General features: G+C 61.2%; 12 protein-coding genes. 9 read left to right on the top strand and 3 right to left on the bottom strand.

The features are described 5' to 3' along the window. Window positions 1-26: 26 nt before the first annotated feature. Window positions 27-1,811: a diflavin oxidoreductase gene (locus BM399_RS19050; RefSeq protein ID WP_092869370.1), complete on the bottom strand. Its 1,785-nt coding sequence runs from the start codon at window positions 1,809-1,811 to the stop codon at window positions 27-29. A gap of 574 nt (window positions 1,812-2,385) precedes the next feature. Between BM399_RS19050 and pqqA the strand changes: the two genes are divergently transcribed. The 6 genes from pqqA (at window position 2,386) to BM399_RS19080 (ending at window position 6,389) form a co-directional block, all read left to right on the top strand. Continuing rightward, window positions 2,386-2,475: a pyrroloquinoline quinone precursor peptide PqqA gene (gene pqqA / locus BM399_RS19055; protein ID WP_041921595.1), complete on the top strand. Its 90-nt coding sequence runs from the start codon at window positions 2,386-2,388 to the stop codon at window positions 2,473-2,475. 144 nt (window positions 2,476-2,619) lie between these two features. Continuing rightward, on the top strand, window positions 2,620-3,552 hold the full coding sequence (gene pqqB / locus BM399_RS19060; protein WP_092869371.1) for a pyrroloquinoline quinone biosynthesis protein PqqB: 933 nt from the start codon (window positions 2,620-2,622) through the stop codon (window positions 3,550-3,552). After that, complete coding sequence (gene pqqC / locus BM399_RS19065) at window positions 3,549-4,331, top strand: pyrroloquinoline-quinone synthase PqqC (RefSeq protein WP_092869372.1); 783 nt, start codon at window positions 3,549-3,551, stop codon at window positions 4,329-4,331. The genes pqqB and pqqC overlap by 4 nt, the downstream gene beginning before the upstream one ends. Continuing rightward, on the top strand, window positions 4,328-4,630 hold the full coding sequence (gene pqqD / locus BM399_RS19070) for a pyrroloquinoline quinone biosynthesis peptide chaperone PqqD (RefSeq protein WP_092869373.1): 303 nt from the start codon (window positions 4,328-4,330) through the stop codon (window positions 4,628-4,630). Before pqqC ends, pqqD begins: the two co-directional genes overlap by 4 nt. A gap of 29 nt (window positions 4,631-4,659) precedes the next feature. Then, the gene (gene pqqE, locus BM399_RS19075) at window positions 4,660-5,820 is read left to right on the top strand and encodes a pyrroloquinoline quinone biosynthesis protein PqqE (RefSeq protein ID WP_092869374.1); all 1,161 of its coding nucleotides are present in this window, start codon (window positions 4,660-4,662) and stop codon (window positions 5,818-5,820) included. Between the two features lie 212 nt (window positions 5,821-6,032). Then, a complete protein-coding gene (locus tag BM399_RS19080; protein WP_092869473.1) occupies window positions 6,033-6,389 on the top strand; it encodes a c-type cytochrome in 357 nt (118 codons plus the stop codon). A gap of 101 nt (window positions 6,390-6,490) precedes the next feature. Here the strand turns inward: BM399_RS19080 and folK are convergent, their stop codons facing one another. Continuing rightward, window positions 6,491-7,018: a 2-amino-4-hydroxy-6-hydroxymethyldihydropteridine diphosphokinase gene (gene folK, locus BM399_RS19085; protein ID WP_092869375.1), complete on the bottom strand. Its 528-nt coding sequence runs from the start codon at window positions 7,016-7,018 to the stop codon at window positions 6,491-6,493. Between the two features lie 24 nt (window positions 7,019-7,042). Beyond that, window positions 7,043-7,420: a 4a-hydroxytetrahydrobiopterin dehydratase gene (locus BM399_RS19090; protein ID WP_092869474.1), complete on the bottom strand. Its 378-nt coding sequence runs from the start codon at window positions 7,418-7,420 to the stop codon at window positions 7,043-7,045. A gap of 79 nt (window positions 7,421-7,499) precedes the next feature. Between BM399_RS19090 and BM399_RS19095 the strand changes: the two genes are divergently transcribed. The 3 genes from BM399_RS19095 to BM399_RS19105 are packed head-to-tail and all read left to right on the top strand — an operon-like array spanning window position 7,500 to window position 10,631. After that, window positions 7,500-8,513, top strand: a complete 1,014-nt coding sequence (locus tag BM399_RS19095; protein WP_092869376.1) for a beta-ribofuranosylaminobenzene 5'-phosphate synthase family protein — start codon at window positions 7,500-7,502, stop codon at window positions 8,511-8,513. A 20-nt stretch (window positions 8,514-8,533) separates the two neighbouring features. After that, window positions 8,534-9,439, top strand: a complete 906-nt coding sequence (locus tag BM399_RS19100; RefSeq protein WP_092869377.1) for an NAD(P)-dependent methylenetetrahydromethanopterin dehydrogenase — start codon at window positions 8,534-8,536, stop codon at window positions 9,437-9,439. 22 nt (window positions 9,440-9,461) lie between these two features. After that, a complete protein-coding gene (locus tag BM399_RS19105) occupies window positions 9,462-10,631 on the top strand; it encodes an ATP-grasp domain-containing protein (RefSeq protein WP_092869378.1) in 1,170 nt (389 codons plus the stop codon). Window positions 10,632-10,643 lie beyond the last annotated feature (12 nt).

Here is a 10,643-nt window from a genome sequence, read left to right on the forward strand (position 1 = left end):
CTGCGAAGGGATTTCGTGCAATTGAATTAGTAGATGTCGCGTTGATAGCGGCCGGCCTTCGTCAGCTCCTTGAGCTTCGCGCGGCCCGCCTCTTCATCGCCCTTCAGCGGTTCGGCAAGAACCTTGACGAGCGTCGCATCGACGTCCTTCGCCATGCCCTTCTCGTCGCCGCAGACGTAAATGTGCGCGCCTTCCTGCAGCCACGCATTGATGTCCGCTCGCCTTTCCCAGATGCGATGCTGGACATAGATCTTTTCCGGCTGATCGCGCGAGAATGCAACATCGATCCGAGAGAGATCGCCCGACGCCAGATAGTCCTGCCACTCGAGCTGATAGAGGAAGTCATTGGTGAAGTTCCGCTCGCCGAAGAAGAGCCAGCTCTTGCCCTTGGCGCCGTCCGCAATGCGCTCTTCGACGAAGCCGCGATAGGGCGCAACGCCTGTTCCCGCGCCGATCATGATGATCGGCGTGTGCCCGTCCGCCGGCAGACGGAAATGCCGGTTCGGCTTGACGTAGATGCGGCCCGTCTGGCCGATCCTGCGGCGCTCGCCGAGGAACGTCGAAGCTACGCCCTTGCGCTCGCGGCCATGTGATTGCCAGCGAACCGCGCCGACGAGAAGATGCGCTTCACCCGGATGCGCTTTGAGGCTCGACGCGACCGAGTAGAGCCGTCCCGGCAACGGCCGCAAAAGACCTGTCAGCTGTTCCGGGGTGAGCTTCTCCGGGTACGCCAGGAAAAGGTCGATGAGCTGCCGGTCGGAAGCAAACTTCGGATAAGCCTCGCCCTCGAGCAACGCCTTGACGTCGGCGCGCCCTGTCAGCTTCGCGTAGTTCTCGACGGCCGCTCGCGACAGCGTCGTGACGTCATAGGATTTCTGCAGCTTCAGGAACAGCGCGGCATCCGAACCGAGTCCGACAGCCTGCAGAAGATCATCAACGAGACCCGGATCGTTTTCCGGCAGCAGGCCGATCGCATCTCCCGGCTGATAGGTGAAAGCCGGATCGTCGAACGCGAATTCCGTGTGCCACGTTTCGCGCGTCGAGCCGCTGCCGTTCAAATTGACGAGCGCCGAGATCTCGGCTTCGAGCGGCTGCTCCGCGGTGAACTTGGGTTCGTCATCGTCGGCCTGCGGAAAGGCGCCGCCGAAATCGACATGCACGACCGTTCCGCCCGCAGCCTGCGTGTCTTCCGGTGCGAGCTTGGCAAGCGCACCTTCCGTCCACTCCGCAGCCTTCTTGGCATAATCGAGATCGAGATCGACGCGATCGAACGTCCGCACACCACCTAATTCTTCGAGCCGCTGATCGATGGCTTTGCCGATTGCGCAAAACTGTGTGTAGGCCGTATCGCCCAGCGCCAGAACCGCGAACCGAACGCCATCGATGCGCGGTGCCGCGTCGCTCATCAGCGCTTGATAGAAATCGACAGCGCGGGCGGGCGGATCGCCCTCGCCCCAGGTCGCGGCGTACACGACGATGTTCTTCGCCTTGGCCAGCAGCGCCATATCGGCGTCGGCCATATCGAAGACCTTCGCGTCGAGACCGTGCTTCTGGGCGGCCTTCTTTGCCTTGCTTGCGAGGGCTTCGGAGTTACCGCTTTCGCTCGCATAGAGAATAGTGAGCGGCGCACGCGGCTTGGATGCCGGCACCACCTGGGCCATGCCGCCGCCTTGCGCGGCCTCGAAACCCGCGAAAAATCCGGCAAGCCACGAACGCTGCTGCGGAGTTGTCCGCGCAACCACTTTGTTCAACAGTTCGATGTCTTCCGGCAGAAAGGGCGCATTGCGCGGAAGCAGTGGGGTCGCGGTCACTAAAAGCTCTCCTCGTCAGGGTATCAGCCCGGCGTTCAAGGCGCGGGCGTAGCGCGCCTCCGAGCTCCGGAAAAGCCCAAACATGCCGGCCGGCCGCGTGAGCTGGCCGCGCATTCTTAAAGGTCAATCCTTAACAGCCGACCGAGAAAGCCGAACGTCACGCTGCCAAGGCCGATTGCATACGATATTGTAGAACAATTTTCTACGCACCTGCGGCATTCCACCCCAAAGATAAGAATATTTTTCTAATATCCCAGATCTAGCCCGGCGGAAATTCGGGTTGCAGATGGCGCGCTGAAATGGACTCGAATCCGGCAGGCCCGAGGGTGAAATCCCAAACCAGGCATAACGGGCAAGCGCCGGGTCAATTCGTTCACACGCAGACGTGAAGCGCATTGATTTGAAAAGAAGACCCGGAACATGATCTACATCAGTGGACAGCGGCAACCAGCCTTGACTTTGGTCAGCTGATCCGCAGATTGGGGCGGCACGACAAAAGTGCCTGCACCGATCTGGTGGGCCCTCGGCGGGGTCTGCGAAGACGTAAGCAGTTTACCGCTTTGGAGGAAACACTATGAAGATTTGGACCAAACCCGCAGTGCGCGAGCAGGAAGTTGGCCTTGAGGTCACGAGCTACCTGCCGGCCGAGATCGACCTCATCTAACCGATGAAGTCTTCGGTCTCGCAAGGTTTGTGAGACACCGGCGCGGCGGTCGATGCATCATCGGCCGCCGCGGCCGTTTCATCTCGAATAATTGAGAGCGCTGCCGGCTTCGGCGACCCGTCGGCGCAACCACATTCAGCGCATATGATCATCAAAGTACTCGGGTCCGCCGCTGGGGGCGGATTCCCGCAATGGAATTGCAATGGCTTTCACTCATCCAAAGTGAGAGCCGGCGTAGCGGGATATAAGGCAAGGCTGCAATCGTCTCTCGCCGTCAGTGCTGATGGCTCGAACTGGGTATTGCTCAACGCCTCGCCCGATATCCGCCAGCAGATCAACGAAACACCGGAACTCCAGCCGGCTAAGGCGGGCGCACTGCGCAATTCGCCGATCAAGGCCGTCGTCCTGACCAACGCCGACGTGGACCACATCACCGGCCTGCTCAGCCTCCGCGAAGGCCAGCCGTTCTCGATCTACGCCGCAGACCGCGTTCTGGCGACCCTGAACGCCAATAGCATTTTCGAAGTGCTTGCCCGGGACAAGGTTTCCCGCAACACCTTCGAACTCGACCAGCCGACGCGCCTCGAAGGCGGCGGCGTCGACCTCGGCCTCGTCGTCGAAGCCTTCGCCGTACCCGGCAAAGTCGCGCTCTTTCTGGAGAAAGGCGACGCCGGCAATAACTTCGGCAGCCGCGACGGCGACACCATCGGCCTCAAAGTCACCGATGCCAAAACCGGGAAATCGTTTTTCTACATTCCGGGCGTCGCCGAGATCGACCCTCCGCTCGCCGACAAGATCCGCGGCGCCGATTTGATCTTCCTGGACGGCACTCTCTTCGTTGACGACGAGATGCTGACTCAGGGACTGCTGAATAAGACCGGCAAGCGCATGGGCCATATCTCGGTCTCCGGCCCCGACGGTTCGATTTCGGCATTGCGCCAGCTCAATGTGAAGCGCCGGATCTACGTCCACATCAACAATTCCAACCCAATCCTGGACGAGAACTCAGAAGCCCGTAAAGTCGTCGATGCTGCCGGATGGGAAGTTGGCTTCGACGGCATGGAGGTCCGCTTATGAACCCTGTCAGCCTCGAAAAGAAAAACGCCGAACGCCGTGAAAACGAGCCGCCGATGTCGCCCGCGGAATTCGAAGCCGCCATCCGCGCCGTCGGACCGGAGCGCTATCACGACCTGCACCCCTTCCATCACATGCTGCATGGGGGCAAACTCAATCGCGGCCAGGTCCAAGCCTGGGCGTTGAACCGCTTCTGCTATCAATCCGCAGTGCCGCGCAAGGATGCTGCCCTCATCAGCCGTGCCTATGACCGCGAGCTGCGCCGGGAATGGACGCACCGCATTCTCGACCACGACGGCCTTCCGCCGGACGAGCCGGGCGGCATCGAACGCTGGCTTATCTTGACGGACGGTCTCGGTCTCGATCGTGAATATGTGATCTCGCGGCGCGGCGCGCTACCTGCCACCATTTTCGCCGTCGAGGCCTACGTCACATTCGTCCGCGAGCAGCCATTGACGATCGCCGTCGCATCGTCGCTGACGGAACTCTTCGCGCCGAAGATCCATAAAGAGCGGATCGCCGGCATGCTCGAGAACTACGATTTCATTGACGACAAGGTGATGGCCTACTTCAAGCGCCGGCTGACCCAGGCGCCGCGCGACGCCGACTTCGCGTTGCAGTACATCCTGAAGAACGCCAAGACGCGCGACGAACAGGAAGCCTGCGTCGAGGCCGTGCGTTTCAAGTGTAACGTGCTGTGGGTGCAGCTCGATGCGCTCCACCACGCCTACATTGATGGACACATTCCGCCGGGCGCATTCCGGCCAGAGGCTGATCGATGAGCGGCGAAGCACATCGCACACGTGTGATCATAGCGCCGGCTTCAAAGCCGGCGCTGCCACCCCATATTAAGTTACGGCACGATCCCGGCCGCGGCCGTTGGCACGTGCTAGCGCCTGAACGCGTCTTCGAGCCCGATCCAATCGCTATCGAAATCTTGAAGCGCTGTGATGGCGTGAACTCGGTCGAGCAGATCGCGTCGGAGCTTGCGAAAGAGTACAACGCGCCACTGCAGGAAATACTCGCAGACACCATATCCATGCTCCAGGAGCTTTCGGATAAGGGCGTAATCAGAGCTTAAGAACTCGGGACAAAACGGAGCTGACGTCAATGAACGAAGTAGCACCGATGGAGCAGTTCTCCGAGAAGCCCCTGGTTGAGGCTTGCGCCCGCGCACCGGTCGGCCTCCTTGCGGAGCTGACGCACCGCTGCCCGCTCCAGTGCCCTTACTGCTCGAACCCGCTTGAGCTCGACCGCGTCAACAGCGAGCTGACGACCGCCGAGTGGCAGGACGTCATGCGCCAGGCTGCCGACCTCGGCATCCTGCAAATCCATCTTTCAGGTGGCGAACCGACCGTTCGCAAGGATCTCGAAGACATCGTCGAGGTTGCAGCGAAGGTGGGTCTTTACACCAACCTCATCACCGCCGGCGTAACGCTCACGCGCGACCGCCTGAAACGTCTGAAAGAACTGGGGCTCGACCACGTCCAGCTCTCCATCCAGGACGTCGACGAAGCGAACGCCGAAAAAATCTCGGCCTACAAGAACGGCCTCGCCAAGAAGCGCGAAGTCGGCAAGTGGGTGCGCGAATTCGACATGCCGCTCACCATCAACGCCCCGATACATCGCCATAATATCGAGAACCTGCCGAACATCATCAATTTCGCCGTCGAGATGGGCGCCGGCCGCATCGAAGTTGCGAACATCCAGTACTACGCCTGGGCGTTGAAGAACCGCGCGAGCCTTATGCCGACGCGCGCGCAGGTTCTGAAGAGCGCTGAAATCGTCGAAGAAGCCAAAGAGCGCCTGAAGGGCATCATGGTCTTCGATTTCGTCGTACCGGACTACTACGCCAAGACGCCGAAGCCCTGCATGGGCGGCTGGGGCCGTGGCGTCATGAACGTGACCCCGCAGGGCCGCGTCCTCCCCTGCCATGCTGCAGAATCGGTACCGGGCCTCGAGTTCGACAACGTCAAAGACCGGCGTCTGGCCGACATCTGGCTACACGGTCAGGCGTTCGAAAAATATCGTGGCACCAGCTGGATGAAGGAACCCTGCCGGGGCTGCCCGCGCGCCGAAATCGATTTTGGCGGCTGCCGCTGCCAGGCGATGGCGTTTACCGGCGATCCGACGAACACCGATCCGGCCTGCAAGCTCTCGCCACACCACCTGGCGTTCGTTGCCGCCGCCGAGGCCGAAAGCGGTGTCGCCAATCCTCCCGCGTTCGTCTACCGCCGCATGAGCCCTGTCAAAGCCACGGCGGCCGAATAAGGGTTGGTCAGGAACGACCGGCGAGCAATGTTCATTTAACCGAGCCTGAGCCCGCGCGCGCAGTGCAGCGAAATCGCATGGGATTTTTTTTTGCCCGGTGCGGCATTCTGTTCGGTCGCGGTTCAGAAAAAAAATGGCAACTTCCTGCCACTGAGCTATGAGTTGGAGCGTTTCTAAAAATGCCACTCAGGCGAAACGGGAAGGAAAACGAAATGCGCAAGTGGGTTCTGGCGATTGCAATGATCGCAGCAGTTCCGACCGCTGCCATGTCCGCCGATGCGGATGCCGGCAAGACGGTCTTCAATAAGTGCAAGGCCTGCCATCAGGTAGGTAAGAACGGGGTAGGCCCTCATCTTGACGGCGTCTTCGGCCGCGTTGCTGGAAGCCTGCCGGATTACAACTATTCGGATGCGCTGAAGAAGTCCGGCATCACCTGGGATGAAGCCTCGCTCGACAAATGGCTGCAGGGTCCCGCCAAGGACGTCCCCGGCACCAAGATGATCTTCGCCGGCCTCAAGGATGAAGGCGACCGCGCCAACCTCATCGAATATCTCAAGACGCTGAAGTAATCAGAACTCGTCGTCTGAGTTCCGTTTAATAGAAAGCGCAGCGAAGATCGGATTCTTCGCTGCGCTTTTCTTTTTGCCCGCTGGAGCGTCACCGAGGTTCATCACGGTTGAACCGCTTCGACCTCGCTTCGGTCGAGCGTCTCCAGCATCGCATCGATCGACCGGCCGTTGAGCCTCAGCTCCGGCGCGACATCCTTGAGCGGCACCAGCACGAACGCACGCTCGGCGATGAGCGGATGCGGAACGGTGAGGTCCGGCTCCGCGATGGTGAGGTCCTGGAACGTCAGGATATCGACGTCGATGATGCGCGGGCCCCATCGGAGAGTACGTACGCGTCCCATATCGTTTTCGACCGTCTGGCAGCGCTTGAGGAGTTCGTGCGGCGACAGGGTCGTTTGGATCGCAATGCACGCATTGATGAACCAATCCTGGTCCGTGACACCCCACGGAGCCGATCGATAGAGCTTCGATCGCGAGACGAGCCGGATTGATCCGTCGGCCGTGAGCCAGCGGATCGCTTCCTCGATATTTTCAATGCGGTCGCCGAGGTTCGTGCCGAGCGCCAAAATGGCATCGTATGCCCTAGCAGACCCTTGCAGCTCCGCTCGCGCCCTCTCGGCGTCCGCCATTGAACTTGCCTCCGGCCGCAACGTTCAGTCGTATTTGATGTACGCAAACCGCATGTCGCCGGAGGGCGTGCCTTCGAGGCCTTTGCCCTCTTTGCCCGGCTGCCAGTGCACGACCTCTTCGATCTTTTTCGCGAGCTCGAGATCCTTCGAGGTGATGCCCTTGGACGCATGGTTCATCAGGCGAACCTCGACCCAAGCATACGAGAGCGTCATATCCGGGTGATGCCACGCCGCTTCGGCGAGATGGCCGACGGTATTGACGACCATGAGCGTGCCCTTCCAGCTCGCTGTCTTGTATGTGCGGCGTATCCAGCCGTTCTCGAGCTTCCAGGTCGGAAGGTTGGCGGCCAGCCAAGCATTAACATCGGCGTCGGCCATCGGTTTTTCGCGTTCTGCACTCATCTTGCCCTCGACCTCCAATTATCGGACAACTCGCTTCTTTAAATCCTACCGCCGCCGCAACCGGTCAACAATCAAACGGATGCCCCCCGGCGGCTATCAGAAAGGACTGTCTTACGTGAGGCCTTTTCCGGCAACCTCTGCCGCGATCCGCGTCACGGCTCCCGCGCGACTGCACCTCGGCTTCCTCGATTTGAACGGGGGCCTAGGCCGGCGCTACGGAAGCATTGGCTTGAGCATCGACCGACCGAGCACCGAACTCACGCTAGCGAATGCCGGCCGCCATTCGGCCACCGGACCCGAAAGCCAGCGAGCCGTTGCCCTTCTCCACAAATTCGCAGGCGAAAACCAAGACAACGGCTACGCCATAACTGTTTCCGAAGCCATCCCCGCGCATGCAGGCCTCGGATCGGGAACACAACTCGCCCTTGCTGTCGGCGCGGCGGTAGCGCGGATGGAGGGACGCGAGCTTTCAGCGGCAGACCTCGCGGCCCTGGGTGATCGCGGAGCCCGTTCCGGCATCGGGCTCGAAGCATTCCGGTCAGGCGGCTTCATCATCGACGGAGGCAAAGGCAAAGAGGACAGGCCCCCGCCCCTGACGCTGCGCTCCGACTTCCCGGTTGAATGGCGGGTGATGCTCATCCTGGACCCACGCAATGCAGGCGTTTCCGGAGAAGCCGAGACCACGGCATTTGCCGGGCTCCCCCCCTTTCCCGAAACGAGCGCCGCGCATATCTGCCATTTGGTCCTGATGAAACTCGTGCCCGGGTTGAAAGAGGAAGACCTCGGCGCGTTTGGCTCTGCGCTGACGGAAATTCAGGAGATCGTCGGCGGGCATTTCGCGGCGAAACAGGGCGGTAGCGCCTGGACAAGTAGAGCCGTCGGACATCTCGCAGCGCGAATGCGAGAACTCGGTGCAACCGGCATCGGACAAAGCTCCTGGGGTCCAACCGGGTTCGCCTTTGTCGAAAGCCAAAAAGCGGCAGAACGCCTCTATCATTCTTTATACGAAGAGGCTAAAGGCGTCGGTCTCGAAATCCAGATTGCACAGGGCCGCAATTCCGGCGCCACCATAGAATCGCTGCGAAATTCCTAACGAACGGAGCAATAAATCAAATGAGCGACGCCACACCTATTCTGCATATGCTCGCGCCGCAGAAGCACATGAGCCCCTTCGACGTGAACATGGCGGCTGACGCTGGCTACAAGGTGATCGTTCCCTACATCAACGTGGAATTAGGTGAAGTGACCGGCCTCATCCAGGACGCGATTTTCTCGCGCCCCCCGAATTACGGCGTACGCACCGGATTCTTCATGGGCGGCAAGGATGCGATCCTCGCCCTCGACATGCTCGACGCAGCGAAGAAGGCGATGGTCCCCCCGTTCGAATGCTCGGTATTCGCCGACCCGGCAGGCTCGTTCACGACCGCGGCCGCGATGGTCGCCTGCGTCGAGAAGCTTCTGAAGGACAAGTTCAATAAAGACTGGAAGGGCGTGAAGGTTGCAGTCTTCGGCGCAACCGGCGTCGTCGGATTTGCTTCCTCCATCATCTCCGCCCTTGAAGGCGCCGACGTCCAGCTCGTCGCCCACCGCGGCGTCGAGCGCGTCATCAAGAGCGCCGAGGTTTCGAAGGCCCGCTTCGGCGTCGACCTGAAGGCCGTCCCCGGCGAAACCGACGCGCAAAAGGCTGAGATCATCGCCAACGCTGACGTGATCTTCGCGGCAGCGGCAGCCGGCGTTCAGGTCGTCTCGAAGGAACACAAAGCCCTCGCCAAGAACCTGAAGGTCATCGCCGACGTCAACGCCGTGCCGCCCGCAGGCGTCGAAGGCATGGAGCTTTTCATGAATGGCGAAAAGCTCCCCGGTTGCGACGCCCTCGGCGTCGGCCCGCTCGCGATCGGCGACATCAAGTACAAATGTGAATCGGGCCTGTTCAAGCAGATGATCGATTCCGACAAGCCGCTCGTGCTCGACTTCCGCGATGCCTACACCTTCGCGAAGAAGCTCGTCGGACTGGCTTGAGGCCTGACGCCGGAGAAAAACGGTGAGCGGCGAAACGGTTCTCATCGCCGCTTTTTCCGGGCGGAGCCTCGCGCAATCCGCCCGGCGCGCCGGTTATAGACCGCTCGTCGCCGATGCCTTCGGCGATCTCGATACACAAGTCGCCGCCGAGGACTTTCGCGTTCTCGACGGCGCCATGCAAACCGGCTTCCGCACGAAACCGATCATTGCAGCGTTGACGGAGCTTTCGCAATCCGCGCGATCTGCCCCGATCGGCCTCGTCCTGGGTTCGGGCTTCGAGGATAAACCTCGTCTCGTCGCCGCACTCGCAAGCCGGTTCAAGCTGCTCGGCTCCGGCGCCTCGACCTACAAAGTCTGCAAGGACCCGCAGAGCTTCTTCGGGGTTCTCGACAGGCTCGGTATTCCGCATCCCGAAACGCGAACGTCTCCACCCGCCGATCCGGGCGGTTGGATCTCGAAGCGTGTCGGCGGCAGTGGCGGCCGCCATATCCGTGCCTGTCACGGGCCTCAAGCCGCCAAGCCGCGCCGCTATTTCCAGAAGTTGCTCGATGGCGAACGCATTTCCGCAGGCGCCGTATTCACGCCGCAAGGAAGCGCCGTCTCACTCACGCGTCAATGGATCTCGCCGTCCGACGAGCACCCATTTCGTTTCGGCGGTTGCGTTTCGATGCCGGACCTCGATGAACGGCTCAGCGAAGAGATATCGCGCGCCGTCCGCACCGTAGCGGCCGACATCGGCCTGCACGGCATGGCATCGTTCGATTTCCTCGTCCCATCCGCGCCGGGCGCAAACCAAGAGCGCGCAAACGAAAACTCTCGCACACCGCACCTGCTCGAAATCAATCCCCGGCCAGGAGCGTCCCTCGACGTGCTCGACAGCGACGACGGCCAACTCTTCGCCGATCACATCGCTGCCTGGACCGCCGGGACACCCACCGCGAGGGATCCCGGCCCAGCCAAATCGGCGAAAGCCGCCGCCATCCTGCACGCCGACCGCTGGTCCATAATTCTTAATGATATTCCATGGCCCGACTGGGCTGCCGACCGGGGGCCGCCTGGCACGTTCATCCCCCTGGGCGCCCCCTTGGCGACGGCTTTGGCTGAGGCCCCGACGGCTGATGCGGCAGAAGCCCTCGCCCGCGCCCGCTTGGCGGAACTTGAAGACCTGATATACGGACACGCCAAATCCTGACCCGGAGTTCCC

The organism is Hyphomicrobium facile, from assembly GCF_900116175.1.
In the GTDB taxonomy this organism is placed as follows: Bacteria; Pseudomonadota; Alphaproteobacteria; order Rhizobiales; family Hyphomicrobiaceae; genus Hyphomicrobium_B; species Hyphomicrobium_B facile.

What these genes read in the sequence shown, in the direction of transcription:
- pqqA (WP_041921595.1), top strand. Translation starts at nt 2,386, where the DNA reads ATGAAGATTTGGACCAAACCCGCAGTGCGCGAGCAGGAAGTTGGCCTT.
- pqqB (WP_092869371.1), top strand. Translation starts at nt 2,620, where the DNA reads ATGATCATCAAAGTACTCGGGTCCGCCGCTGGGGGCGGATTCCCGCAA.
- pqqC (WP_092869372.1), top strand. Translation starts at nt 3,549, where the DNA reads ATGAACCCTGTCAGCCTCGAAAAGAAAAACGCCGAACGCCGTGAAAAC.
- pqqD (WP_092869373.1), top strand. Translation starts at nt 4,328, where the DNA reads ATGAGCGGCGAAGCACATCGCACACGTGTGATCATAGCGCCGGCTTCA.
- pqqE (WP_092869374.1), top strand. Translation starts at nt 4,660, where the DNA reads ATGAACGAAGTAGCACCGATGGAGCAGTTCTCCGAGAAGCCCCTGGTT.
- BM399_RS19080 (WP_092869473.1), top strand. Translation starts at nt 6,033, where the DNA reads ATGCGCAAGTGGGTTCTGGCGATTGCAATGATCGCAGCAGTTCCGACC.
- folK (WP_092869375.1), bottom strand. Translation starts at nt 7,018, where the DNA reads ATGGCGGACGCCGAGAGGGCGCGAGCGGAGCTGCAAGGGTCTGCTAGG.
- BM399_RS19090 (WP_092869474.1), bottom strand. Translation starts at nt 7,420, where the DNA reads ATGAGTGCAGAACGCGAAAAACCGATGGCCGACGCCGATGTTAATGCT.
- BM399_RS19095 (WP_092869376.1), top strand. Translation starts at nt 7,500, where the DNA reads ATGCCCCCCGGCGGCTATCAGAAAGGACTGTCTTACGTGAGGCCTTTT.
- BM399_RS19100 (WP_092869377.1), top strand. Translation starts at nt 8,534, where the DNA reads ATGAGCGACGCCACACCTATTCTGCATATGCTCGCGCCGCAGAAGCAC.